The organism is Bacillus yapensis (assembly GCF_005280205.1).
Lineage (GTDB): Bacteria > Bacillota > Bacilli > Bacillales > Cytobacillaceae > Robertmurraya > Robertmurraya yapensis.
Genome location: NZ_SUND01000003.1, coordinates 11,845 through 36,426, shown reverse-complemented (window position 1 = coordinate 36,426; position 24,582 = coordinate 11,845). Strand labels below are relative to the sequence as shown.

Sequence of the window (24,582 nt, the reverse complement as noted above, 5' to 3'; positions counted from 1 at the left end):
TGGTTTATTTAATTGTGAATTTTCGCTAAATTAGATATAGTTAAGAAATCGCGTAATTAAGATAAATAAATTGAGGTCAGTAAGGGTGAAGGGGATACTTATGGGAAATGGCGGATTTAAGATATTTTTAATTGTTTGGGTGGGTCAATTATTCTCGGTGGTTGGTTCGGGATTAACTTCATTTGCATTGGGTGTGTGGGTATTAAGGGATACTGGTTCGGTTACTTTGTTTTCTCTTATTCTGTTATTTTCTTCGCTACCAGCGATTCTTTTTTCTCCCTTTGCTGGGGTAATCGTTGATCGGTATAACAGACGAACAGTTATGATGGTAAGTGACTCGATTGCTGGTCTAGGAACCCTGACGATGTTCTTTCTATACTTAACTGGAATGATGGAAATCTGGCATTTATATATTATTTTATCCATTTCCTCAGTAGCTAGCTCAATGCAATTTCCGGCCTATCAAGCAGCGATATCTACACTCGTGAAAAAAGAACATCTAGGTAGAGCGAGTGGATTGGTTCAAGTGGCAGAATCCATTTCAATAATTGTAGCTCCTGTACTAGCAGGATTTCTCTTAAATGTTATTGATCTACAGGGTATTATCCTATTGGATTTCGCTACTTTCATAATAGCTATGCTGACATTGTTATTTGTTAGGTTTCCAAATGTTCGAGAGGAGATTGAAGTCAAGATAAAGAAATCAATTTGGAAGGAAGCGGCATTCGGATGGAGATATATTGTTGAGCGTCCGGGATTAAAATGGTTACTTGTTTTCTTTGCTGTCTCAAACTTTCTACTTGGGTTTTTTAATATCCTTCTGCAGCCGTATATATTGTCTTTCTCAAATGAAACAGTATTAGGAATGGTTCTTTCTTGTTTTGGAATAGGTTTGTTAGTTGGTGGTATTTTAATGGGGATTTGGGGAGGACCGAAGAAGAAAATCAAAGGACTTTTGGTCTTTGGTTTATTATCAGGGATCGCTCTTACTTTTGGTGGATTTAGATCAGACCCTGTTTTAGTCGCAATCTCGATCGCACTGATTGGTCTTTTTATCCCAATCACCAATGGATGCAGTCAGGCCATTTGGCAAAGCAAGGTTGCTCTTGAGGTGCAAGGTCGAGTATTTGCCTTAAGAAGGATGGTTGCCATGTCTTTGAGCCCTATTGCTTATGTCTTGGCAGGTCCACTTATCGACTATGTTTTTGAACCAGCGATGCAGGAAAATGGGATTCTTGCGAGCACATTTGGAATTTTTTTTGGCGTAGGAGAAGGAAGAGGGATGGGGTTATTAAACTCTATTGTTGGAATAGGTTGGGCTCTAATGGCTATTATCATCTATATGAATCCAAGGGTTCGGAATTTAGAAACAGAACTTCCTGACCATGATGCAAATGAGGTTAGTGTTGTGGCTCAAGCTAACAATTAAGTAAAGCTGTTCTTGAAGTTTGTTGTTTTTGGATCAACACATAATTTAATTTTTCCTAAACGGTGAACTAAACAGGGGGATTTTTTTTGAACTGGCAAAAAGCGAAGGTTCTTGTACTTGGAACTTTTCACATGGTTGAACATGAAGATTTATGTTCTGAAAAAAGGCAAACTGAGATTACAGAATTAGTATCTAAATTAGCAAACTTTGAGCCAACAAAAATTGCTGTTGAAATGGTAGTAGAAGAGAATGAGGCCCTAAATGAAAAATATAGGCAATACAAATTGAATACATACAACTTAGAAATGAACGAAATATATCAAATAGGATTTCGTTTGGGATTACTGCTGGGGCATGAACAAATCTATCCAATTGACTGGATGGGTAAGGCTGATATGGATTATGGAGAAGTTGAAACTTGGGCAAAAGTAAATCAGCCGGAACTTTTAAGTAACATATATGAGGGGCTTTTTTACCCTGAATTAACGGAAAATAAGAGTATATTAGATTATTATAAAGAGATCAATGAACCAGTTTTGCTTAATAGATTGCATAAATTGTATGTAAATATTTCACGTATAGGTGATTTTAACAATTATATTGGAATGAACTGGTTAAGTTGGTGGTACAAAAGAAATTTAATCATGTTCTCAAATTTAACACGCCTTTTTCAAATGGAGGAAGAACGTATTTTATTCATCGTAGGTAGCTCACATTCAACTATAGTTAACAAATTTCTTGAAGAAAGTGAAATGTGTGAGGTTGTCTACCCACTAAGCTATCTGTATTGACTTATAAAGTAAAAAAAGCTTGGAAGTCCCAAGCTTTTTTTGTTGATTACATTATTTTTTAACAGTTATCTACATCTAAATTCGTCACTGGCCACCAGAAAAAGCCGTCTTGTTCTAATAATTCATCAGCAGCTTTTGGTCCCATTGTTCCTGAAGCGTAGTTCGGGAAGCTTTCATCCTTCGTATTCTCCCAAACAGCTGAGATCTTATCAGTAAAGCTCCATGAAAGGGCAACCTCATCCCAGTGAGTGAAGTTTGTTGCATCTCCACGCATGCAATCATACAACAGTTTTTCGTATGCTTCCGGTGTATTTAAACCGTCAATTCCTTTGTTCGCATAATTCAATTTGATAGGAGTTGCTTCCATTCCTGTTCCAGCTCTTTTAGCGTTCAGATGGAGGGTAATTCCTTCTTCAGGTTGAATATGAATAACAAGTAAATTCGGCTTTAATTGCTGTTCTGTTTGGTAATAAAGATTCATCGGAATATCTTTAAACTGGATGACAATCTTAGTGGACTTCGTCTCCATTCTTTTTCCTGTGCGAATATAGAATGGAACACCTGCCCAGCGGAAATTATCAATCATAAGCTTTCCAGCAACAAAGGTTTCTGTATTTGAGCTAGGGTCGACCATCGTCTCTTGGCGGTAAGCTGGTAAGGATTGATTGTTAAGAGTTCCTTCACCATACTGACCGCGTGCAAAATACTTATGAATTTCTTCTCCTTCAATAGGTCTTAATGCTCTAAGCACTTTGACCTTTTCAGAGCGAATTTCTTCTGTATTTAATCGAATAGGTGGTTCCATCGCAAGTAAGGCTACCATCTGAATCATATGGTTTTGAACCATATCTCGTAAGGCGCCACTTTTCTCGTAGTATCTTCCTCTTTCTTCAACCCCAAGCGTTTCACTTGAAGTTACTTGGATGTTGGAGATAAAACGGTTATTCCATAGCGGTTCAAAAATCGCATTGGCAAATCGAATCACTTCAATATTTTGAACCATTTCTTTTCCAAGATAATGGTCAATACGGTAGACTTCATCCTCAGAAAAAGCTGTTCTTATTTGATTATTTAGTTCTTTTGCAGATTCAAGATCATGACCAAATGGTTTTTCGATCACAAGACGCTTGAAGCCGGTCACATCAGTAAGTCCATCAGATTTTAAATGAAGGGCAATTGGTCCGAAAAATTCAGGAGCCATCGCTAAATAGAAGATGCGATTTCCGTTTAATTCGTAACGATTGTCCAATTCGTTGGCCATATTTTTTAAAGCCGCATAAGAATCTGAATCAGTGACATCATGTGAATGATAGTAGAAGTGAGAAGCGAATTCTTCGATTCGATCCTCTTTTTCAATCGCTGATTCCACAGAATCCTTGATCGACTGTTGAAATTCTTCGTTCGTAAGAGGTCTTCTTGCAACCCCAATAACGGCAAATTTATCTGAGAGCTTATTTTTCTCAAATAATCTATATAGAGAAGGAAATAGCTTGCGTTTTGCAAGATCTCCAGTAGCTCCAAATATCATAATCAGTGCAGTTTGATTATCGTTTTGATTCACGATTCTAGACCTCTTTTCGCATTATGTATTCTCAGAGTTCGTATAAATGAATATTGACGCTGAAAAAAAGTTACCCAGATATGAATTTTATCGGTTTTACTACTAATGCGCAAATAATTTGTTGCGAGCACGCAATTATTTTTTGTCTATCAAGTATGTTCTATCCATTTATGTCCATATTTGCAAATCTCTTTATGGTATAGTATTGGTAATATGTTTAAAAGGAAAGGGGATTTGAAGTGGAAGTTTTTTTTCTTGGGACGGGAGCAGGGATTCCAGCGAAACTTCGGAATGTCACGTCCATTGCCTTAAAATTGCTGGAAGAACGAGGTTCTGTTTGGCTATTTGACTGTGGTGAAGCGACCCAACATCAAATTTTACATACATCTTTAAAACCTAGAAGAGTAGAAAAGATTTTTATTACTCATTTACATGGCGACCATATTTACGGACTACCAGGCTTTTTATCAAGCCGTTCCTTTCAAGGTGGAGAGTCGGACGTAACAATTTATGGCCCAAAAGGAATTCAAACCTTTGTAGAGACGAATCTATCTGTTAGTCAAACTTACTTGAAATATCGTATTCATTTTGTTGAAGTGAGTGAGGGAATCGTCTTTGAGGATGAACAATTTAGGGTAGAGGCCCGCCTGCTAGAGCACGGTATTGCTTCTTATGGCTATCGAATTGTTGAAAAGGATCGTCCTGGTGTTTTATTAGTAGATAAATTGAAGGAAGCGGGAATTCCTCCTGGACCTCTTTATAAGAAAATCAAAAATGGTGAGGATGTTACCTTAGAGGATGGTTCGGTCATTACGGGAAGTCAGTTTACAGGTCCAGATATCAAAGGCAGAGTTGTGACTATCTTAGGTGATACACGTTTTTGTGAGGCTTCAAAGGAATTAGCTTTGGACGCTGATTTACTGATTCATGAGGCGACGTTTGCGGCAGGAGAAGAAGGCCTAGCCCGTGAGTATTATCATTCGACGACGACTCAAGCTGCCACGGTTGCGAAGGATGCTAAAGCAAAGATGCTTTGTTTAACCCATATTAGCTCAAGGTATGACCGAGATGCTTGGAGAACGCTAGTAGGGGAAGCAAAAGAAATTTTTCCAATGACTGATATTGCAGAGGATTTTAAAGAAATCGTTATTCCGTTGGATAAAGAGGAGTAATGGAAAAAAGCTACCCTAGTGATGGTCGATGGACCTTTGGAGGGTAGCTTTTTTGATATTGTTCATATTTGTACGCCAGCACGAGCTGAATTTCGGAGATCCTGACCGACAAATCAAGATTGTACGCCACCTCTAGCAGGATTTCGCAGAACGTGACCGACAAATCGAATTTACGCGCCAGCTCAAGCCGAATTTCGGAAAACGTGACCGACAAATCGAGATTGTACGCCAGCTCAAGCAGGATTTCGCAGAACGTGACCGGCAAATCGAATTTGCCCGCCAACTCTAGCTTAATTTAAGTAATCTTGACGTACAAATCCTTTCAACTTTCGCTAAACTAATTACCATCCACGATCATATTGCTTTGGAGGTTCAATCGAAATTCCCAAGTCTTTAGCCGCGGTTTTCGGGAAATAAGGATCACGCAATAACTCACGAGCAATAAAAATCAGATCAGAACGATCATTTTGCAAGATTTCTTCAGCTTGTTTTCCTGTTGTGATAAGGCCGACTGCTCCTGTTGCAATATCTGCACCATGCTTGATTGCCTCTGCAAAAGGAACCTGGTAGCCAGGATATGCATGAATTCGGGCAGGAACGACTGCACCTGAACTTACATCGATTAGGTCAACGCCCTGCTCCTTCATCCAACGAGAGAATACTACATAGTCTTCAGGTTGCAATCCTTCTGCCTGATAATCAGAAGCAGATACTCTGACAAATAAAGGTCCGTCCCAAACTTCTTTCACTGCATCTATGACTTCTCGTAAAAAACGATAGCGGTTTTCTGGAGTCCCACCATACTCATCATCTCGTTTATTAGAAAGTGGAGATAAAAATTCATTAATTAAGTATCCATGTGCTGCATGAATTTCAATGACATCATAACCAGACTTCTTAACTCTTACAGCTGCTTCCTTAAAAGCTTCTATCGTTTCACGAATGTCCGCAATTGTCATTTCCTTTGGTGTTTTCATTTCTTCGTTAAATGGAATCGCCGAAGGTGCGATGATTTCACCATCTAACACTGCTTTTCGACCAGCGTGTGCTAGCTGAATTCCTGTTTTTGTTCCATAGCTCTTAATGAGGCTCGTTAATCGCGACAGCCCCTCAATATGGTCATCACTCCAAATTCCGAGATCCTTTGAAGAGATCCTTCCTTGGGGTGTCACAGCGGTTGCTTCTTGTATGATCAAACCAACCTGGCCAATTGCTCGACTAACATAATGAGTAATGTGGAAATCCTCTACCTTCCCATCCTCATTTTCGCTTGAATACATACACATAGGTGCCATAACAATCCGATTTTTCAAGGTCAAATCTTTAATGGTATAGCTAGAAAAAAGCTTTGTCTCCATTTGTGAATCCTCCTTCTGACTGAATCTAATTCCTCTAAAATTATATCAGTCAAAGGAAGAATTCTAAAAATATCTGCTTACTCCAATTCCGGATTTCCTTCTTCTAGTTCTTTCGCTAATGCGCCACCCATTCGTTCAGATTGGGCTGTGGCTTCTTTGATACATTGAATAAATGCTTCTTGCACTTGCTTCTCTTTTAACACCTTTAAACCAGCTTCAGTTGTTCCTCCTGGACTCGTTACTTCTTTTCTTAGTTGCTTTGGTGGCTTGGTTGATTTCGCAACCATTCCAGCTGCACCAATGAGCGTTTGAACAATAAGCTTTTGTGCCAACTCACCTTCGAGGCCAATTTCAGTAGCACTTTTTTCCATTGCTTCGATTAGGTAATAAATATAGGCTGGTCCGCTTCCAGATAACCCAGTAACGGCATCTAACTGTTCTTCTTTCACATTTACGGTTAAACCGACTGTATCAAACATCGTCTTGATTAATGCTAATTGTTCATCCGATACGATGGAGTTCGCTGCGAGGGCAGTAGCTGATTGGCCAATGGCGGCAGAAGTATTTGGCATCGCCCTAATAATCGGAATAGACATACCTGCTAGCATTTCAATGCTATTCATCGATACACCGGCTAACAATGAAACAACCAAAATATCAGCTGATAAATATGGTCTAATTTGTTCCACAGCTGAGGCGACGTCCTTTGGCTTCATTGCTAAAATAACGATCGTAGCACCTGTAAGGATTTGTTCCAAATCATAGCTAGTTTGGACTCTGTATTGATTCTGTAAGCTATTCAGTTTTTCTTGATTGCTCCGATTGGTAACCCAAATTTGCTCACCTTTTATTAATTGCTTTTCAATTATGCCAGAAATCAACGCTTCTGCCATTGAACCTGCTCCGATAACCGCTATCTTATTCATCGTCACGTCACCCTCCCTTTTAAAATAAAAAGACCCTTCATCCTGTAAAGGACGAAAGGTCTTGCTTCCGTGGTACCACCTTTTTTCACCTATTAAAACAGAAATAGGTGATCTCAATATCCGTTAACGCAGGCCTGCGGTTAGATTTCGCTAACAGCTCGTAAGGTAGGTTCAATGGTCAAGTGGATGGTGAAGCCTTTCAGCCGTTGAGCCTCACTCTCTTTCATCATTTCCCATTTACTAGTCCTAGTCATCGCTTTTTATGAAGGTTGTTTTCGTAATCATTGTTTATTTTCTATCGAAAAAAACCTGTTGTTAAAATCCTGAAGCCTAAAGGCCAGCGGCCACTGGCTATCAGCCGCTGGCTATCAGCCGCTGGCTATCAGCCGCTGGCTATCAGCCGCTGGCTATCAGCCGCTGGCTATCAGCTGATTTTAACGTAGTAATACGTATTTTGTACTTATTACGCTGTTTGTAGCTCTTTTCTCACTAATATTAAGCAATTTAGTAAAAAAACATTACTTGATTACTTATATTTTTGCTCCAAAAGCAACAAAGTTCGAGAAAAGAACCTTTATGAAATATTAATAGTGATTATGCAAGAGGAACAGCTTGTCTGTCAAGTACAACAAGATTATTTATTTAAATTTTCAAACATTAAGTTATGTGAAAATAATGACAATTGAATGGAATAAGAGTAAACTAATCCATATATAAGAATGATTGACACGTGAACGTATATAAATATTTATAGAAAAATAATGTTGAAGGAGATTTAAAATGACCGAATGGAAGAACGGAATTGCAAAAATCATCCTTCCAACTCCTTTTGCAGTTGGAGATGTGAATGTATACGTTGTTAAAGGGGAGTGCCTAACCTTAGTTGATGTGGGACCGAAAACAGATGAGGCGTGGGAGTCTTTATCCACTCAATTAAATGAACTTGGCTTGAAGCCTTCAGATATTGAACAAGTGATTTTAACTCATCATCATCCGGACCATGCAGGTTTACTAGATTATTTTCCGGCTTCCTTACCGGTATATGGGCATCCTTTAAATAATCGATGGCTTAACCCGACAGAATCTTTTTTAACAGAGAATATGCAGTATTTTATAAAGGCTTTTCGTGAATTTGGTATTCCAGAGTTCTACCTGTCACCTGCAGCGGGAGCTCTCAAGAAGGATTTGAAGTATTCTTGTAGTCGAACTTTGACTGGCCAATTAGTGGAAGGTGATTCTCCACTAGGATTATCAGACTGGAAAGTGATTGAGACGCCAGGTCATGCCCAAAGCCATATCGGTTTATATCGGGAAAAGGATGGCTACTATATTGCAGGAGATCATTTAATCGCCCATGTTTCGCCGAATCCCATTATGGAGCCTCCGCTCCCAGGTGAACGAGATCGACCAAAATCGTTGCTTCAATACAATGCATCTTTGAAAAAACTACTAGACATTCCGATGCAACTGGTCTTTTCAGGGCATGGAGAAGAAATATATAATAAAAATGAATTGATTCATAAAAGATTAGCTAGTCAGTATGAAAGAGCACAAAAGGTCAAGCATTTCTTAGAAGAGGATGCATTGACGATTTTTGAAACATGTCAGAAGCTTTTTCCAAAGGTATACGAGCGTCAGTTGTCTCTTACAATGTCAGAGACAGTTGGACAATTTGACTATTTAATCGATTTAGGGGAAATTAAGAAGTACGATGAGAATGGCGTATTTCGTTATACTGCAAGCTGAGGTGTGAACATGAATTTGCAAGGAAAGAATATTTTTATTACGGGGGCTTCAGGGGGAATTGGAGCGGAAGTAGCACGACTTTGTGCGAAAAGAGGGGCGAATCTTTACCTTTTTGCCCGAAGTCTAGATAAGCTTGAGGCGTTAAAAGAAGAGTTAGAACAGAAATTTTCTGGAGAGGTTCATGTGTATCGATTGGATGTTTCGAATACAGATGAAATTCTTCGTGTGTTTAAGGAAGCACTTGATGAAGCTGGTCGTATTGATGTACTCGTTAATAACGCTGGCTATGGTGTCTTTCGCGCAGCCCATGAGGCAACAATTGAAGAGATTAAAGGAATGTTTGATGTGAATGTGGTCGGTTTGATGACTTGTACCTCTGTCGTGCTTCCTAAAATGAAAGCACAGGAAAATGGACATATCATCAATGTGGCTTCTCAAGCAGGGAAAATTGCTACTCCTAAATCGAGTGTATATTCGGCCACAAAACATGCGGTTCTTGGTTATACAAATAGCTTGAGGATGGAGGTAGCTGACTCGAATATTTTTGTAACAGCTGTGAATCCAGGTCCGATTGCGACTAACTTTTTTGACGTTGCGGATGAAAAGGGCACGTATGTAAAAAGTGTACAGCGAATCATGCTCAAGCCTGATTATGTGGCAGAAAAGATCGTGGGTGCGATGCTAACGAAAAGGCGAGAAATTAATCTGCCACGATGGATGAATGCTGGTAGTGTCTTCTATGCACTTTTTCCAAACCTGTTTGAGCGACTCGGAAAGCGGGCTTTTAATAAAAAGTGAGGAATTATTTAAATCACCTTTCTAGTAGAAGTACTTATATTTATACATATTTTTTGAAGTTGCGTTTATTCAACAAGTGGGCCATTGTATAGAAGAGTATCGGGTGTTTTACAAAAGATTTCCAAACAGTGTTTTGGTACATTTTTTTTAAAAAATCATAAAAAAGAGATGTTTTTACAGTTAAAATATTTGACAAAAATATTTTTGTGTGATATTATTTACAAAAAAAATTTACGATGATAAAATGAGATTCTCCTGGCCAGGGGAATCTTTTTTTATTGGAGTGTTTTAGATGAAAAATAATGAATCTAGTTTAACATCCCTTGTTTCAGCTTTTAGTAGAGCATATCACGTAAAAGAAGACAGCCCTATTATCTTCAACGATACGCTGGCACAAGTATTTTTATCTAATGAAGAATACAATGCTATTTCATCAAATATGGTGAAAGGAATTTCTTTTTTTAGTCCCAAAACAGCTGAAAAGCTGAAAGGCAATAATGATGCGATTTTAAAATGGGTAACACAAATCCAGTTGTCACCGACCCCACTAGCTAGAGCTGCATTCGCTGAAAATGTCGTAGAAAATGAAATAAAGCTTGGAGCTGAACAATACGTAATTTTAGGCGCAGGTCTAGATACATTTGCTTGGCGCCATGCGCTTTCCACTACAAAAGTATTTGAAGTTGACCATCCATCGACACAACGGTTTAAATTACAACGTTTGCAGCAAGCTGGACTAGAATGCCCGAACCATCTAAAATTTGTAGCAATGGATTTTACAAAGGAGCATTCACTCGAAAAGTTAATTTCCGCAGGATTTGATCCCAAAAAGAAAACGATTTTTAGTATGCTTGGTGTGACTTATTATTTAACAAAAGAAGTGCTGCAACAGCTATTAGGTACGCTATTTAAAGTTTTGCCAAAAGGGAGTTCAATTGTTTTTGATGTTGCTGATGAACGCTTATTTACAGAACAAGGTATTTACAATCGTGTACAAAATATGGTTCAGATGGCAGATGCTTCCGGAGAATCGATGAAATTTGCTACGTCGCTTCCGGAAATTGAACAATTACTTGCTGAACAACAGCTATTAATGTATGAACACTTGTCTCCACAAGATATTCAAAATCAGTATTTTTCTAATCGTGATGATGATTTGCAAGCTTTTGAAACAATTCATTATATACACGCAGTAAAAAACTAACTATTGCATTGATTTAAAAAGTGAAAAATGGAAAAAGGATTCATTTAACTTTTAATATAAAAATGAACACCATCGCTTTTTTTTTGCAGACCAAAAAGTTAGGAAAGGGTGTGTTCCGCTGTGGTACTTCCTAAAATGAAGACTCAGCGAAGTGGACATATCGTCAATGTGGCTTCTCAAGCAGGGAAAATAGCTACTCCTAAATCGAGTGTATATTCGGCCACAAAGCATGCGGTTCTTGGTTATACAAATAGCTTGAGGATGGAGGTAACTGACTCGAATATTTTTATGACGACTGTGAATCCAGGTCCAATTGCGACGAACTTTTTTGAAATTGCGGATGAAAAGGGCACGTACGTGAAAAATGTACAGAGAATCATGCTTAAGCCTGATTATGTGGCGGAAAAGATCGTGAGCGCAATGCTAACGAAGAGACGAGAAATTAATCTACCACGATGGATGAATGTCGGTAGTGTCTTCTATGCACTTTTTCCAAACCTGTTTGAGCGATTTGGGAAGCGGTCCTTTAATAAGAAATAGAGAAACGATTGAATCACCTTCTAGGAGGTGATTTTTTAATTTCCATAAAATGCCCATTGAAAACGAACGTATATTCGCTTAGAATTAGGATAAAATAGAACGGATGTTCGAATTTGTGTTTTTCTTGTGAGGTGGAAGGGGAATGGTCGATTACAGCATGATGCCCCGAAACAATATTTTATGTGTCGACATGAAGAGTTTCTATGCAAGCTGTACAGCGGTTATGGAAGGCTGGGATCCTCTTGAATGCTATCTTGCAGTAGTTGGTGCGAAGGACCAGAAGGGCAGTGTTGTCCTTGCTGCCTCGCCGAAATTAAAAAAGGAATTTGGAATCAAAACAGGCTCAAGACTTTATGAAATTCCTGATGATCCACGTATCCATGTTGAGGAGCCGAAGATGGGTACGTATATGCGGGTTTCGTTAGAGATTACCCGTGTATTCCATCGCTACGTGCCGAAGGAAGCAATTCATACGTATAGCGTTGATGAAAGTTTTATTCAAGTGGATGGAGCATTGAAGCTCTGGGGAGATGCTAAAACGATTGCAGAGAAAATTAGGATTGATATTGATAGGGAATTTCAGCTTCCCTGTGCCATTGGTATTGGTCCAAACATGCTTCTTGCTAAGCTCTGTCTTGATTTAGATGCCAAGAAAAAAGGAATCGCTGAGTGGACATATGAAGATGTGCCCGAGAAGCTTTGGCCAGTGTCTCCATTAAGAGAAATGTGGGGAATTGGAAGAAGAGTGGAGAAAACGTTAAATAGCATGGGCATTTTTTCAGTCGGACAGCTGGCTCGATATGACTTAGAACAACTGGAGAAGAAATTCGGTGTGATGGGTAATCAGCTTTATTACCATGCCTGGGGAGTGGACCTTTCTGAGGTTGGCGCTCCGATTATGGAAGGGCAGGTGAGCTTTGGAAAAAGTCAAATTTTGCTTCGTGATTATAAGGATAAGGAAGATGTGAAGCATGTTGTTCTTGAAATGTGTGAAGAGGTGGCGAGGCGTGCGCGTCTTCAACGGAAGGCAGGGCGAACGATTAGCTTTGGTCTTGGCTATAGCAAGAATGAATTTGGTGGGGGATTTTACCGTTCTCGATCGATTGAGCAGCCGACCAATGTGACAATGGAAATTTATGAGGTGTGCCTTGAACTTTTAGAGGAGCATTACACTGGAAAAACAGTCAGACAAATTATGATTTCCTTAGGGAATATTGTGGATGATAATGAGTTCCAGTTAAATTTGTTTGACTTAGGATCTTGGAAAAAACGAGAGCTTGGGTATGTAGTGGATCGGATTCGTGGCAGGTATGGACCAGGTTCGTTATTAAGAGCGATATCTTACACGGATGCAGGAACAGCACTAGCGCGAGCGAAGCTAGTCGGCGGTCATAAAATGTAGGGAGGTGACTTAGCGTGATTCGTGACCGTGGAAAAATGAAATGGACTTCGATGATGCTCCCTGAGCATGTGAAGCTTTTGCGCGATTGGGCGAAAGAGGATGCCTATGAAAAAATCAAGGAAGTTGATGAACAGTATCTAGAGGTAATGAACGAAACCATTTCTGAAGCAATGGGTTTTGGCCAAAGTGTCACGATTACCCACCATCAAAATCACAAATATGAGGTGGTCATTGGACATATTCATTATTGGGATGAACTGAACGGAAAGCTCCATGTTCTCGACCGATTTGAGGAAGTGCATCGAATTTCCCTTTCTTCGATTGTTGATGTGCGGTTAACCGAGGCGTAGTAGCGTGGAAGAAAAGGTGGATTATGCTACAATAACAGTAGTAGAGGGGGATGACAGATGGAAATTACCATTACAGATATAGCAGCGCAAAAAATAGCAGAGAAAAAGGGGCAACAAGAAGGATTCCTTAAGCTGAAATACGATACAGAAGGCTGTGGCTGTGTAGTAAGTGGCGTAACAGCACTATGGCTTGTCGATCAACTTCATGAGGAGGATCGAGCAATCGAAACGAGCATTGGTCCAATTTACGTAGAAAAATCAAAGGAAGTCTTTTTAAATGACAACCTTAAAATTGATTTTTCTCCAAGTACAAACAGCTTTCAACTAAAGAGTCCAGGCGAATACTTAAATCCAAGAATGAGCTTTTTGAATAAGATTGGATAAATGGATGGAAGAAAAGGCGCTAAAGACCGAAAAGTCTAAGCGCCTTTATTTACCTTTATATTTTATCAACTTGAGATGAATCTTTTTCCGATTTAGGTGGTTCATCCTCTAAAAGCGAACTCGTTGATTTTTTAAATTCACGGAGAGTCTGCCCAAATGCTCTGCCAATTTCGGGCAGCTTTTTTGGACCAAATATGATTAATGCAAGTATTAAAATAAGAATTAAACCTGGAATACCAATATTTGAAAACATAATGTCACCTCTAAAAATGATTTATGCGCATAAAAATTTCACGCAAATTGCTTTTGATTTTTCGCTTGAACTAAAAGCCCACCGCCTACTTTCAGATATTTAATCATGCCTTCGGTTGCGTGATAGGTTAATGCTGCTGCAGTAGTTGTAGGGTTTGTACAGCTAAAATGAGGGAATGCAGAAGCTCCACAAACAAATAAATTTTCCATGTCCCACATTTGTAGATATTTATTAACAGCTGAAGATTCAGGAGCAGATCCCATAATAACTCCACCAGAGTTATGCTGGAAAGCAAGTCCTCCTGTATAATGTTCAGCAAGCGGAACTTCAATTATGTGGTTTGCACCCATTTCTTTTAGTATTTCTACTTGCTTTGCTTGAATAAATTTATGAATTTCACGGTCATTCTCCGAATAATCCCAAGTAATCCGAATAAGTGGGTCGCCGTTTTCATCTTTATAATTTGGATCTAAATCTAGATAATGGTCTTTATAAGGCAAGGTAGCTTTTTGACTAAATAACATTAGGAAACGATTGTGATAAAAAAGGGACTGTTTTTGAATTCTTTTCCCCAACTCGAAGTGCCAGGTGGTGTAATACTATTTGAAATCGGATCATTACCAGTAATACGACATTCAATTTGTCCACCATGTACAAAATTTAAATTGCTATGGTCAAATAGATCTCCAGTAAAATCAGTTATAGCCATTCCCCAAGCGCCAGTTGATACATAATTATTGAATTTTTTATCATCGTATAAACCGTAACTAATAGTAACTCCGTGATGATCTGTAAAGTTTTTGCCGATAATCCCAGTTCCCGATTGAGGATTATAAGGTTTGCCAATTTGAGATAACAATAGCAAACGTACATTATTAAATACATAGCTGGTCAGTACCACAATATCTGCTGGTTGTTCGAATTCTTCTCCTGTTATTGTATCTTGATACAATACGCCAGTTGCTTTGGTACCGTCATGTAATACTCGAGTTACTTTTGCATGAGTACGAAGTTCGAATTTTCCAGTTTTTTGGGCTGTTGGTATTACTGTTACAACAGGGTCTGCTTTAGCACCATACTCACAATAGTTACTACCACAGAATCCACAATATTGACAGGCATTAATCGTTTCACCATCTGGATTTTTATATACTTCAGAGAGTGTACCTGTTGGAATCGTAAATGGTTTGTAGCCCATTTTTTTGGTTGCTTCTTCAAACATAAGCATTTGTATATTCTTCTTAAGAGGTGGTGTTGGATAAGGATTTGTTCGTTCTGGATAGTTCGGATCAGGTTCTCCAGATATACCTGCCATTTTTTCGAATTTATCATAATAGGGTTCTAATTCATCATAGGTGATACCCCAGTCTTGAATTGTCATGTTTTCAGGAATTTTGTTTTCACCATATTTTTCAATTGTTTTTGATCGGATTTCAAAATCGTATGGATAATAGCGATGTGTTTGCGCCCCCCAGTGGCTACCGCCTCCACCAACTCCTTCTCCAATTACAGCAGTCGCTTTATCTCGAATCGGATAGGCTTCTTGGTTAAGAGTGTTTCGAACAGTGTAAGATTCTTTTGTTAATTTTTGATAACCCTCCCCTCGGATAGGATAACGAACTTCATCATGTGTATGCATATAATCTTTCAGATTTTTTTCTTTCCCTTTATCAAGACCAACAACATTAAAACCTGCTTTTGTAAGTTCCGCAGCGACAATACCTCCGAACCAGCCAACTCCAACAGTTACAACATCAACTTTAGGTAATTTTTGTGCCATGATTTTTCCCCTCTCGTATTACATATGATCGCTTAAACTTTTAGGCTCTTTTTTAACAAAATCACTCGCATCAGCGACATCAGCATGAGACATCTGTGCACCAGGCCATTCTTTCATCTTCCAACCTTCCATATTCTTGTTACCACCATACATTGGATCGCAATAACAACCCTCTAGTGTTAATTGTCTTAACAGAGCAAAAAAGGAAGTCGATGAAACATAGGCCATTTCTACTGTTCCACCTTCAAACTCTTGTAAAATAGCAACCTGCTCTTCTTCACTTAATGTGTTGAATAATGCATTATGCGTTTTTTGACTAACTTCGTTTATCTTTCGTACGCCTTGTAGCATGATATCTCCACGAGTTAACGGCGTTTGTCCGTTTTTGAATGGTCGGATCATATAATCATCAGCATTTCTGCCCCAAGGAGTAGCTAGTTGTTTGTCGATATAATAGGGTGCCCCTAAGCCTATTGCACCCAGACCATTTTCGTCTTCTGGAAAAATAACTTCTGTTGCGGCTGCTAGTGCTTCAAAATCTTCTTTCCGTGTAAAAAATTGTAGTGCTTCATTATAATTGGCCATTTGATGTGTTTCAACTGGTTGCGTGGTTGTTGGTGTTGAATTAGGTTTCATACTGATGATCCTACCTATGGCCCCACCAACGATGAGTCCACCAACTGTTAAGCCAGAGTTTTTAAGGAAATTTCGTCTTGATTGATTATGTGTTTGTTTATTTTCGGTTTCTGACATATTGACCCTCCGTTCGTTAAATTGATTAGTGAAAAATTGTTGTCCATTCATAGGTAATAGTGAATACAGTTGTAGTAGCAATAAATCCAAAAACAAACAATAGACATCGATTCCCAAGCCAACACCAAAGAATTATGGAAGCACCAATCCCTATCCCAACATAACTTAATCCTGGAAAGGAAGAAGTATATAAAAATAAGAAAAATCCAATATTCGTGGCGATAATGATACCGAGAAGTAATTGATTTAAAAGCCTTAACTCAGAAAGAGCATGGTTTTCCATTGCGTCTCCTCCTTAGAAATTTTATAAACACTATAAATTTTACAAGAATAGTGTTTTTTCAATAAATGACACTATTACAAAATAAGGATGTAACCGATTACAAATTACATAATTGACAGAATAATTAAAATTTAATTACAATTATTGTAGGATTTAAATCGTAGGAACTCAATATACAATATTAAGAAAAGTGTACAGAAACGTACAAAAAATCTGGTATTGTTGATTAAAAGTAGGAGGGAGTAACTAATGAGTACTCAGTATCCTGATAAACGTGTGAGAAGAACGAAGGATCATTTTAAAAGAGTTCTATTTTCCTTAATGGAAAAAAAGAATTTTTGTGCTATTACTATTTCAGAGATAGTAAAGGAAGCAAATTTTAATCGGGGAACTTTCTATGCTCATTATGAAAGAAAAGAGGACCTATTAAATGAAATGATTGAAGAAGTTTTAAAAAAAGCAACAGAGGCATATCGCAAGCCATATCTTGATCAAAAAGTACTTGATTTTAACCGGTTACAACCTGAATCCATTGCCTTTTTTGACCACTTTTTAGAGTATAAAAAGTTTTATCAAGTGATGCTAGGAGAGAATTCAAGTTATAGTTTTAGAGAAAAGCTGATTAGACACTTAGAACCATTATTTAGAAAGGATTTTGATTATTCGGCTACGATAGATGATGATAACTTGGACATTCATCTCTTTGCTACATATCGAATTCATGGGGCAATTGGCTTACTATTAGAATGGATTGAAAATGATTTTGAGCAAACTCCTCTTTATATGTCCGAACAACTTCTCCGTATTTATAGAGCCTACATACCAGAAATCCATGTGAACAATTTAGTTCGAAAGAGAGCTAATTCACAGTAATGGCCACCTTGTAAAATAGGTGTTTTGTCTTGATAGAAAAATACATCAAAATAATGACGATAGTTTATCCTTTACCAGTTTGTAAATTATTAGAGTAGAAATAAAATAAGCTGACATCCGACCGATTATTAACAGTCATTGTATGTCAGCTTTATTCTTACAAAAACCCATACTCCTCCAAAAACTCATCTACGACCTTCTCATAGTCCTCTTTATTCTCATTCAACGATTGTGCGTGAACACCATTTTCAGCTATGAACAGCTTTTTAGGTCCCTGCTTATGTTCATAAAGAGCTTCTGTCATTGTTGGTAAAATAAAATCGTCTTTTTTGCTATGGATGAAAAGAATCGGTTTTTCGATATTTTCAATAACTGAAATGGGAGCAACGTCTTTAAGTGAATATCGTTGGCGCATTTTGATAAAGAGGTCTGCGACAGGCAATAACAGTTTTGGGGGTAGCTTCATCTCTGTTTTTAAACGATAGGCAAGTTGTTCTTTGAAGTCCGAATACGGACAGTCGGCAATATAAAAATTCGCTCCATCCTCAATCATTCCCGCGTAAAGAAGCGTCGTTGCAGCACCCATCGATTCCCCGTGAATTCCCAGAACTAAATCGGGCCCACGATTGAGCTTTAGCCAATCCACAATGGTTTTTAAATCAAATTTTTCATAATAGCCATAGCTCGTTGTTTTGCCGCCAGATTCCCCATGTCTTCGATGGTCATAAATTAACCCATTAAAGCCTCTCTCTAAAAATAAATTCATATACTTAATGGAATTCATTTTATTCTCGGTCACACCATGGCAAAAAATCATGTATTTATTGGTATTATGAGGTTCTACAACAAGTGCTTTTAAGTTATAGCCGAAGTGAGATGGAATCAGAATTTCTCGCTTAGGCAGACGCTCGAAGACATTTGAATCAAGTCTTCCTGCTGACTTTTCACGATTGATGATAAATTCATCATCCTTCTTTTTCATATACATGATGCGGTTGGAAAAATAGACACCTATAGTCACGAAGGCGAATAGAAACGACACAATGAAGCGGAACGCTCTCTTCAAGCTGATCCCTCCAAGAAGTATTTTTACTTAATTTTACCATTTTGGAAGCAGTTGAAACATGAAAATGACTTGAATGTTTCAAATTGATGAAAGGATATAGAGGAGAATCTGTCTAATTAATATGAGGAGGAAAATATTTCTAGGAGAGGTAGCTAAAAAGATGCGGAAATCTGTCGTTTTTCTAAGTGCATTCGTTTGTTTCTTGTTAATGGGATGTCAAAAAGAAACTGTCACCGCCCGCCAACCACAAAATAATAAAGAAATAGAAAATCTGGTGATTCAAGTACAAGAATTGCAGAATGAGATTAAGTCATTGAAAGGATCAGACAATGTTGAAGAGGCGACTATAGTAAAAGAGAAAAATGAATTTCCAGCACTTGCTCAGGCAGAACTTACGAATCTAGGATTTAAAGGCACGGTCAATGATATAAAAGAGGATTTAAATAAACATGAAGATATCATCCCATATCAAGGTGTTTTAGGCGGTGAAATGCATTTTCTCTATGATAAACTCAAAGTATTGTCTCATGAGTGGTATTTGCACCATTTGATGATGGGCATACAGGAGGGTATCTTTTATTGAAGTATCATATAAAGGATGGGACAATTATACAATGGCAGGTGATGGATTCATATTTATATGGTTCTCAATAATTAGTACAAAAACACTTGATTTATATTTCAAGTGTTTTTTAAATTTAACTCATATGAATATCAGTTCCATATTGAACTAATTGTAATTTCCTTGCTACCGATTGGGAAGCGAAATTGTCCCAAGCTGTGCTGTACAGAGCGATTCGTCCTTGGTTTTGGACATCTTGTGCCCAAGCATTTGCAACCTCAACACCGTATCCTCTTCCACGATAATCTTCATGTGTAAATATACTCGCTTCAGATGCTTTTGAGGTTTGTCTGGCACTACAACAAATGGATACAGGTATGTTATCTTCCAGTATGACAAAGCAAGGCTGCTTATACTTAAAATCCTCATATGTATAAGGGAAATGAGGTTTTAAAATTTCCTTGTTTTCGTGAGTTACTTTAATGGCTCTCGGAAAAGTACTACCAACGACATTAGGGAATACATAAGCTGGTCCAATCCATAGATTACTTACTGGTTGTTCATTAGTTAGTACCTTGATAACCTCTCCTAAATGAGCACCAGGATTTGCTCCTATAACTTGTCCCAAACTCTTTACAATACTTTCATCCAGCGAATCTGAAAATCTCACTATGTTCCCGGCTCTAGTAGCCCCTATAAAAATTCGTGGTGCAACCTCGAATGGGGGCTCATTCACTACTGTTACTCGATTTCCACTATCATGTCTAAATAACACATTGACATGATGCTCCATTAATTCTGACTCAGATAACATATGTAATCCTCCAAAATTAAGTTATGGATTCTTAATTCAAGATGACCTTGACATTTTCCTGCATCAAATATAGTCTCTGATAATCAAAACTGAAGAAATTGATTTTGTCCCATTTCCCTTACCCGTGACTTGGAAAAAACATATCGAGCAACTGAATCACCATTTTAAAATGAATTTCTTGTATTTTTATTAACATAAAATACCAATTTTTGATATAATTCGTATAAAAGTAGAGGTAAAGGGATTTTAAATGAACTACAAGATTGTATTTTTTGATGTGGATGGAACTATTACGAATCATGAGAATGGAAGTATTTCGTCTAGTACAAAAAAAGCGATAAAAGCGTTGAGAATGAAAGGAATAAAGGTTGTTGCCGCAACAGGTAGACCACTGTCTATGTGCGATGAAATAAAAGCATTAGGAATTGATACTTTCATTACCGCCAATGGTGCATATGTAAAACATAATAAAATTGTTATTTATAAAGTTCCGATGGATAAAAGAATAGTTAAAGAAGTGGTAGATTTTGCACATCTTGAAAATCATGGTCTCTCATTTTATACGGAAGATTTCAGTATGAATGGTGTTAAAGATAGCAACATATTACAAGCATTGCGAGAAACTTTATCTTTAAAAGATTATCCAGAAGTGAACCAAGATGTTGTAGCTCAAGAAGTATTCTTAATGTGTCTGTTCGCAGATGACAAAATGCTTGAGAAATATATTAAACATTTCCCGCAGTTAACATTTAAGAGATGGCATCCATTCATACTGAATGTTTTAAAAGAAGACGTCTCAAAATCCTTAGCTATTATAAAAGTTTTAGAGTATTTTAGTATTGATAAATCTGAGGCTATAGCATTTGGAGATGGAGAAAATGATATAGATATGTTGGAACTAGTAGGACTCGGCATAGCTATGGGAAACGGGAATGAAAAATTGAAACGGGTTGCAGATTTTGTCACTAAAAAGTCGAGTGAAGATGGTATTGATGTTGCTTTAAAAAAGTATGGAATAATATAAGTGGAAAAAATATTACTGCATTTCTAAATAATAGAATTTAAATTAAAGTGATATCTAAATCATCCTATGAGTGGAGGAACCCACATTGTTTTTCGTTGGCTTAACTGTTTCACAAGTGATACTCATGACAGGAATTGTTCTACTTTTTCTCCAATCTTATATAGTTGGGGGACCAGTTGTCTTATTTGGGGCCGGTGCATCCTTTGTGCTTTTTCGGTTTTATGAAAAGAGGAAGAAAGAGAGAAAAAAGAAAAAAGGCGATATTAGTGACTATTGTGGATATGGTGATTGTTGCATTGATGTTCCATTTCCTAAGAAACTAGATTGTGATTGTGCACCAGATTGTACACCAGATTGCTCGCCTTAAGAAGGGGATGAGGATAATGAAAGAAATTCTGATGGTTATTCCATGTCATCGAATCCCTGAACGTTGCTTACATATTAAAGGGAAACCAATGCTACTTTGCACAAGATGCTTCGCTATTTTGCTAGGGTATTTGTTAACACCTATTGCTGTTCTAGCAAGTCTAATCATTCCCTTGTGGATCCCGTTGGTAATGGCAATCCCTATGATTATAGACGGATTTACTCAAGCTTGGAAATGGAGAAAAAGTACAAATACCCTACGTTTCATAACAGGATTATTATTTGGAGTAGGTCAAGCGCTACTGATTTCCACTGTTGTGTGGACGTTCGTTCAGTTGATCGAGAAAAATGCTTAGATTTAAACTACAGCTTCAATTTGTAATGGCAAAAAACGACCCACGATCAAGCTTAAAGGATTCCGTTTTGAGGTGCACTTTCAAAAAAAGATAAGAAATGTCAGCAGAAATTACTAATGAAATGGCAGACAAAAAACATAAAAATAAGGTTTGTCTTAATATCCAAGACGAACCTTTATTTAACTAGCATCCTTTCAACAAGAAAACATAGAAAATTACACGCTTAAATCAATTTTCCATAAATGTGTATTCGATAATAACCGTATTTACTCCTGCACTTCTTCAATTATCCTGCCCTGTTCGTTAGTAAATTCATCAAAAGCGTTAATCCCTCTTAGTTCAAATGCATTGTTTCCAAAATAAGCAAATTTGTATTCAAAAATAGACAAGAATCATTGTTTATCTTTTTTATTAGTTTTTTTTGTAATAAATATCCAACCAAATATACCACCAACTGCAATTCCAAAAATGAGCTTTGAAGCAATATTGTCAAACAAAAGAAATCCAACAGTTGTCATCAACACAATGAATATTAGTAACCAATACCAATCTGTTTTCATCCATTGCCCCTCCCTATTCTTAATATGGAATAAGTTTTTCCAATAAGAATGCACTTACTTTAACTATAAGTACGATTTTAATTTTAAAAAGTTTCAAATCAATTTGGGAAGGAACGTTGTTCAACAAAACTGCTTCGGTAGCTTAATAAGATTTTCATAATTATATTAATAATTGGAAATTTTCAGGGTTAATTTTTTATCAAATTGACACTTAAATTGAGATAGTAACTGACAATTCTTTTAGTTTGTACCACACCTCTTCTCGTAGTGAAAAAGGTGTGTCATTTTGTTTGTCAATTTCCTCTTAAAGAAGGTAAAACCCATTGATTGCAGGAAAAAATGACGTGCCAATTCGCACGTCATTTATAATGTCATTTAATCGATATGCATCTTTAAACAGAACCCTTTACGATCAAGCTCGGGTCGTTTTTCATTTATACTTGTAATTCAAACTGTTTAGAATAAAGATGAGCATATGATCCATTTCTTACAAGCAATGTATCGTGTGTACCTTCTTCGACAATACCATTGTCTGATAATACGATAATTCTCTGGGCATTACGGATAGTAGATAATCGATGGGCGATCACAATCGTTGTGCGACCTTTTGCTAAGAATTCTAGTGACTCTTTGACATAGTTTTCACTCTCATTATCTAGTGAACTTGTTGCCTCATCAAAAATGAGAATGGGCGGATTCTTTAAGAATACACGAGCAATGCTAAGGCGCTGTTTTTGACCGCCCGATAATTTGACACCTCGTTGTCCAATCTCAGAGTAGTAGCCGTTTGGCAAGCTCATAATAAAATCATGGGCATTTGCGTACTTTGCAGCCTCGATAATTTCTTCATCACGTGCTGACGGATTTCCGTAGCGAATATTCTCCATAACAGTTCCTGCAAAAAGATAAACATCTTGCTGGACAATCCCAATGGCTTTTCTTAATGACTGCATCTCGATGTCGCAGACATTGATCCCGTCAAGTAACATTTCCCCATCTGTTACGTCATAAAAGCGGGGGATGAGTGAGCATAATGTAGTTTTACCCACACCAGAAGGACCAACTAATGCAACATATTCTCCTGGATGAATAGTCAGTGAAAGGTTTATGAAAACAGGGTCCACATGCTCTTCGTACCGGAATGAAACTTCTTTGAACTCAATTTCCCCTTTTACCTCTGAAAGGGTTATGGCATTCGATCTGTTTTGAATTGTCGGCTTAAGATTCATAATCTCCATAAAACGTTGAAAGCCAGTAATTCCTTCCTGAAACTGAGTACTCATATGAGTCAGTTTTTGGATTGGCTCAATAAAATAGCTCGTATACAGAATAAACGTAATCAAATCGGCTAAATCTAACTTGTCACCAACAATATTGACACTTCCGAAAATGATCACTGTGATCGTAATCAATTGAATAATCGTTTCAAAACAATTATAAAAATATGCTTCTGCTTTATAGGTTTTCTTCCTGCTATCGAGAAAACGATTATTTTCAATATTAAACTTATCCATTTCTATTTGTTCATTAGCAAAGGACTTTACTACGCGGATACCCGATAGGCTATCTTCAACTTGCTCATTTATAGCCGCAATTCGCTCTTTATTTCTTGTGTAAGCTTTATTCAAAATCTTATTAAAATACAGACCAAAACCACCTAAAAAAGGTAAAAAGCAGAATACAACGATGGTCAAAGGTGCATTAATAAAAAACAGAATGATAAATGCACCAATTAAGCGAACAAGATATTTAAGATAGTCTTCTGGACCATGATGGTACAGCTCAGAAAGTAGAAGAAGGTCATTCGTTAATCTCGACATGAGCTGACCTGTTCTATGCTTATCGTAAAAACAAAAGGAAAGCTGTTGCATATGGTCAAATAGTTCTCTTCGTAAATCACTCTCCATCCGAGCCCCGACTTCATGTCCTTTGTAGTCAACGAAATAATTCCCGATATTTTGAATAGCTACTAATACAAGCATTAGTCCACCAATCCAATACACTTCATTGAGGGCATTGGACAAATCTCCTGCTAGAACATCTTTTGTAATATATCTAACGAGTAATGGAAATACCAAAGTAACGCCTGATACAATCAAAGTGCATACCAATACTGAAACAAACAACCCTAAATATGGTCTATAATATGATAGAAATTTTTTAATTGGAAAACTCATGATTTACCCCTTTTTGTGTTATTTAAATAAACACATATAAGGGGATACACATTT

The 24,582-nt window shown here is 37.5% G+C and carries 25 protein-coding genes, 2 pseudogenes and 1 other annotated feature; of the genes and pseudogenes, 15 read left to right on the top strand and 12 right to left on the bottom strand.

Going from position 1 to position 24,582, the window contains the following annotated elements; all coding sequences use genetic code 11:
- Positions 1-100: 100 nt before the first annotated feature.
- Positions 101-1,429, top strand: coding sequence for an MFS transporter (locus FAR12_RS04535; protein ID WP_126406816.1), 1,329 nt, complete (start codon positions 101-103; stop codon positions 1,427-1,429).
- Between the two features lie 86 nt (positions 1,430-1,515).
- Positions 1,516-2,220 (top strand): DUF5694 domain-containing protein, encoded by a 705-nt coding sequence (locus FAR12_RS04530; protein WP_126406814.1) that lies wholly within the window; start codon positions 1,516-1,518, stop codon positions 2,218-2,220.
- Between the two features lie 58 nt (positions 2,221-2,278).
- On the opposite strand, the gene zwf is transcribed toward FAR12_RS04530, so the two are convergent.
- Positions 2,279-3,748: a glucose-6-phosphate dehydrogenase gene (zwf, locus tag FAR12_RS04525; protein ID WP_221767345.1), complete on the bottom strand. Its 1,470-nt coding sequence runs from the start codon at positions 3,746-3,748 to the stop codon at positions 2,279-2,281.
- Between the two features lie 272 nt (positions 3,749-4,020).
- Between zwf and rnz the strand changes: the two genes are divergently transcribed.
- Complete coding sequence (gene rnz / locus FAR12_RS04520; RefSeq protein WP_126406810.1) at positions 4,021-4,953, top strand: ribonuclease Z; 933 nt, start codon at positions 4,021-4,023, stop codon at positions 4,951-4,953.
- Between the two features lie 10 nt (positions 4,954-4,963).
- On the opposite strand, the gene FAR12_RS23300 is transcribed toward rnz, so the two are convergent.
- The 3 genes from FAR12_RS23300 to proC form a co-directional block, all read right to left on the bottom strand.
- A complete protein-coding gene (locus FAR12_RS23300) occupies positions 4,964-5,236 on the bottom strand; it encodes a hypothetical protein (protein ID WP_170972096.1) in 273 nt (90 codons plus the stop codon).
- 58 nt (positions 5,237-5,294) lie between these two features.
- Positions 5,295-6,311 carry an NADPH dehydrogenase NamA gene (namA, locus tag FAR12_RS04515; RefSeq protein WP_126406808.1) on the bottom strand — a complete coding sequence of 339 codons (1,017 nt, stop codon included), beginning with the start codon at positions 6,309-6,311 and terminating at the stop codon, positions 5,295-5,297.
- 77 nt (positions 6,312-6,388) lie between these two features.
- Positions 6,389-7,237 carry a pyrroline-5-carboxylate reductase gene (gene proC, locus FAR12_RS04510; RefSeq protein ID WP_126406806.1) on the bottom strand — a complete coding sequence of 283 codons (849 nt, stop codon included), beginning with the start codon at positions 7,235-7,237 and terminating at the stop codon, positions 6,389-6,391.
- A gap of 44 nt (positions 7,238-7,281) precedes the next feature.
- Positions 7,282-7,500 (bottom strand) — a binding site (T-box leader).
- 517 nt (positions 7,501-8,017) lie between these two features.
- Here proC and FAR12_RS04505 point away from each other — a divergent pair.
- From FAR12_RS04505 to FAR12_RS04475, 7 genes and pseudogenes are all read left to right on the top strand, one after another.
- Positions 8,018-8,983, top strand: coding sequence for an MBL fold metallo-hydrolase (locus tag FAR12_RS04505; protein WP_126406805.1), 966 nt, complete (start codon positions 8,018-8,020; stop codon positions 8,981-8,983).
- 9 nt (positions 8,984-8,992) lie between these two features.
- Entirely contained in the window at positions 8,993-9,781 is a 789-nt protein-coding gene (locus FAR12_RS04500) for an SDR family NAD(P)-dependent oxidoreductase (RefSeq protein WP_170972095.1), read from the top strand.
- Between the two features lie 292 nt (positions 9,782-10,073).
- Positions 10,074-10,985: a class I SAM-dependent methyltransferase gene (locus FAR12_RS04495; protein WP_126406801.1), complete on the top strand. Its 912-nt coding sequence runs from the start codon at positions 10,074-10,076 to the stop codon at positions 10,983-10,985.
- A 111-nt stretch (positions 10,986-11,096) separates the two neighbouring features.
- A pseudogene (locus FAR12_RS04490) lies at positions 11,097-11,525 on the top strand (SDR family NAD(P)-dependent oxidoreductase); the annotation flags it as partial.
- 142 nt (positions 11,526-11,667) lie between these two features.
- Positions 11,668-12,927 carry a Y-family DNA polymerase gene (locus FAR12_RS04485; protein WP_126406799.1) on the top strand — a complete coding sequence of 420 codons (1,260 nt, stop codon included), beginning with the start codon at positions 11,668-11,670 and terminating at the stop codon, positions 12,925-12,927.
- Between the two features lie 14 nt (positions 12,928-12,941).
- The gene (locus FAR12_RS04480; RefSeq protein ID WP_126406797.1) at positions 12,942-13,277 is read left to right on the top strand and encodes a YolD-like family protein; all 336 of its coding nucleotides are present in this window, start codon (positions 12,942-12,944) and stop codon (positions 13,275-13,277) included.
- Between the two features lie 57 nt (positions 13,278-13,334).
- Positions 13,335-13,661: an iron-sulfur cluster biosynthesis family protein gene (locus FAR12_RS04475; RefSeq protein ID WP_126406795.1), complete on the top strand. Its 327-nt coding sequence runs from the start codon at positions 13,335-13,337 to the stop codon at positions 13,659-13,661.
- A 55-nt stretch (positions 13,662-13,716) separates the two neighbouring features.
- On the opposite strand, the gene tatA is transcribed toward FAR12_RS04475, so the two are convergent.
- From tatA to FAR12_RS04455, 4 genes and pseudogenes are all read right to left on the bottom strand, one after another.
- Positions 13,717-13,914 carry a twin-arginine translocase TatA/TatE family subunit gene (tatA, locus tag FAR12_RS04470; RefSeq protein WP_126406793.1) on the bottom strand — a complete coding sequence of 66 codons (198 nt, stop codon included), beginning with the start codon at positions 13,912-13,914 and terminating at the stop codon, positions 13,717-13,719.
- A gap of 38 nt (positions 13,915-13,952) precedes the next feature.
- Positions 13,953-15,694, bottom strand: a pseudogene (locus FAR12_RS04465) (GMC family oxidoreductase).
- An 18-nt stretch (positions 15,695-15,712) separates the two neighbouring features.
- On the bottom strand, positions 15,713-16,447 hold the full coding sequence (locus tag FAR12_RS04460) for a gluconate 2-dehydrogenase subunit 3 family protein (protein ID WP_126406791.1): 735 nt from the start codon (positions 16,445-16,447) through the stop codon (positions 15,713-15,715).
- Positions 16,448-16,472: 25 nt separating this feature from the next.
- Positions 16,473-16,730 carry a hypothetical protein gene (locus tag FAR12_RS04455; protein WP_126406789.1) on the bottom strand — a complete coding sequence of 86 codons (258 nt, stop codon included), beginning with the start codon at positions 16,728-16,730 and terminating at the stop codon, positions 16,473-16,475.
- A gap of 249 nt (positions 16,731-16,979) precedes the next feature.
- Here FAR12_RS04455 and FAR12_RS04450 point away from each other — a divergent pair, with 249 nt between their 5' ends.
- Complete coding sequence (locus tag FAR12_RS04450) at positions 16,980-17,603, top strand: TetR/AcrR family transcriptional regulator (protein ID WP_126406787.1); 624 nt, start codon at positions 16,980-16,982, stop codon at positions 17,601-17,603.
- Positions 17,604-17,760: 157 nt separating this feature from the next.
- Here the strand turns inward: FAR12_RS04450 and FAR12_RS04445 are convergent, their stop codons facing one another.
- Positions 17,761-18,669, bottom strand: a complete 909-nt coding sequence (locus FAR12_RS04445; RefSeq protein ID WP_126406785.1) for an alpha/beta hydrolase — start codon at positions 18,667-18,669, stop codon at positions 17,761-17,763.
- Between the two features lie 160 nt (positions 18,670-18,829).
- Here FAR12_RS04445 and FAR12_RS04440 point away from each other — a divergent pair, with 160 nt between their 5' ends.
- On the top strand, positions 18,830-19,252 hold the full coding sequence (locus tag FAR12_RS04440) for a hypothetical protein (protein ID WP_126406783.1): 423 nt from the start codon (positions 18,830-18,832) through the stop codon (positions 19,250-19,252).
- Between the two features lie 115 nt (positions 19,253-19,367).
- Here the strand turns inward: FAR12_RS04440 and FAR12_RS04435 are convergent, their stop codons facing one another.
- Complete coding sequence (locus tag FAR12_RS04435) at positions 19,368-20,045, bottom strand: GNAT family N-acetyltransferase (RefSeq protein WP_126406781.1); 678 nt, start codon at positions 20,043-20,045, stop codon at positions 19,368-19,370.
- Between the two features lie 250 nt (positions 20,046-20,295).
- Here FAR12_RS04435 and FAR12_RS04430 point away from each other — a divergent pair, with 250 nt between their 5' ends.
- The 3 genes from FAR12_RS04430 (at position 20,296) to FAR12_RS04420 (ending at position 21,791) form a co-directional block, all read left to right on the top strand.
- Positions 20,296-21,069 (top strand): Cof-type HAD-IIB family hydrolase, encoded by a 774-nt coding sequence (locus tag FAR12_RS04430; RefSeq protein WP_126406779.1) that lies wholly within the window; start codon positions 20,296-20,298, stop codon positions 21,067-21,069.
- Between the two features lie 85 nt (positions 21,070-21,154).
- Entirely contained in the window at positions 21,155-21,436 is a 282-nt protein-coding gene (locus tag FAR12_RS04425) for a hypothetical protein (protein ID WP_126406777.1), read from the top strand.
- Positions 21,437-21,452: 16 nt separating this feature from the next.
- Positions 21,453-21,791: a DUF2085 domain-containing protein gene (locus FAR12_RS04420; protein ID WP_126406775.1), complete on the top strand. Its 339-nt coding sequence runs from the start codon at positions 21,453-21,455 to the stop codon at positions 21,789-21,791.
- A gap of 392 nt (positions 21,792-22,183) precedes the next feature.
- Here the strand turns inward: FAR12_RS04420 and FAR12_RS23295 are convergent, their stop codons facing one another.
- Both FAR12_RS23295 and FAR12_RS04415 read right to left on the bottom strand, forming a co-directional pair.
- Positions 22,184-22,351, bottom strand: coding sequence for a hypothetical protein (locus FAR12_RS23295; RefSeq protein ID WP_170972094.1), 168 nt, complete (start codon positions 22,349-22,351; stop codon positions 22,184-22,186).
- Positions 22,352-22,785: 434 nt separating this feature from the next.
- On the bottom strand, positions 22,786-24,528 hold the full coding sequence (locus FAR12_RS04415; protein WP_126406773.1) for an ABC transporter ATP-binding protein: 1,743 nt from the start codon (positions 24,526-24,528) through the stop codon (positions 22,786-22,788).
- Positions 24,529-24,582: the final 54 nt, after the last annotated feature.

What these genes read in the sequence shown, in the direction of transcription:
- FAR12_RS04535 (WP_126406816.1), top strand. Translation starts at nt 101, where the DNA reads ATGGGAAATGGCGGATTTAAGATATTTTTAATTGTTTGGGTGGGTCAA.
- zwf (WP_221767345.1), bottom strand. Translation starts at nt 3,748, where the DNA reads ATGATATTTGGAGCTACTGGAGATCTTGCAAAACGCAAGCTATTTCCT.
- namA (WP_126406808.1), bottom strand. Translation starts at nt 6,311, where the DNA reads ATGGAGACAAAGCTTTTTTCTAGCTATACCATTAAAGATTTGACCTTG.
- proC (WP_126406806.1), bottom strand. Translation starts at nt 7,237, where the DNA reads ATGAATAAGATAGCGGTTATCGGAGCAGGTTCAATGGCAGAAGCGTTG.
- FAR12_RS04505 (WP_126406805.1), top strand. Translation starts at nt 8,018, where the DNA reads ATGACCGAATGGAAGAACGGAATTGCAAAAATCATCCTTCCAACTCCT.
- FAR12_RS04500 (WP_170972095.1), top strand. Translation starts at nt 8,993, where the DNA reads ATGAATTTGCAAGGAAAGAATATTTTTATTACGGGGGCTTCAGGGGGA.
- FAR12_RS04495 (WP_126406801.1), top strand. Translation starts at nt 10,074, where the DNA reads ATGAAAAATAATGAATCTAGTTTAACATCCCTTGTTTCAGCTTTTAGT.
- FAR12_RS04485 (WP_126406799.1), top strand. Translation starts at nt 11,668, where the DNA reads ATGGTCGATTACAGCATGATGCCCCGAAACAATATTTTATGTGTCGAC.
- FAR12_RS04475 (WP_126406795.1), top strand. Translation starts at nt 13,335, where the DNA reads ATGGAAATTACCATTACAGATATAGCAGCGCAAAAAATAGCAGAGAAA.
- tatA (WP_126406793.1), bottom strand. Translation starts at nt 13,914, where the DNA reads ATGTTTTCAAATATTGGTATTCCAGGTTTAATTCTTATTTTAATACTT.
- FAR12_RS04460 (WP_126406791.1), bottom strand. Translation starts at nt 16,447, where the DNA reads ATGTCAGAAACCGAAAATAAACAAACACATAATCAATCAAGACGAAAT.
- FAR12_RS04455 (WP_126406789.1), bottom strand. Translation starts at nt 16,730, where the DNA reads ATGGAAAACCATGCTCTTTCTGAGTTAAGGCTTTTAAATCAATTACTT.
- FAR12_RS04450 (WP_126406787.1), top strand. Translation starts at nt 16,980, where the DNA reads ATGAGTACTCAGTATCCTGATAAACGTGTGAGAAGAACGAAGGATCAT.
- FAR12_RS04440 (WP_126406783.1), top strand. Translation starts at nt 18,830, where the DNA reads ATGCGGAAATCTGTCGTTTTTCTAAGTGCATTCGTTTGTTTCTTGTTA.
- FAR12_RS04435 (WP_126406781.1), bottom strand. Translation starts at nt 20,045, where the DNA reads ATGTTATCTGAGTCAGAATTAATGGAGCATCATGTCAATGTGTTATTT.
- FAR12_RS04430 (WP_126406779.1), top strand. Translation starts at nt 20,296, where the DNA reads ATGAACTACAAGATTGTATTTTTTGATGTGGATGGAACTATTACGAAT.
- FAR12_RS04420 (WP_126406775.1), top strand. Translation starts at nt 21,453, where the DNA reads ATGAAAGAAATTCTGATGGTTATTCCATGTCATCGAATCCCTGAACGT.
- FAR12_RS23295 (WP_170972094.1), bottom strand. Translation starts at nt 22,351, where the DNA reads ATGAAAACAGATTGGTATTGGTTACTAATATTCATTGTGTTGATGACA.
- FAR12_RS04415 (WP_126406773.1), bottom strand. Translation starts at nt 24,528, where the DNA reads ATGAGTTTTCCAATTAAAAAATTTCTATCATATTATAGACCATATTTA.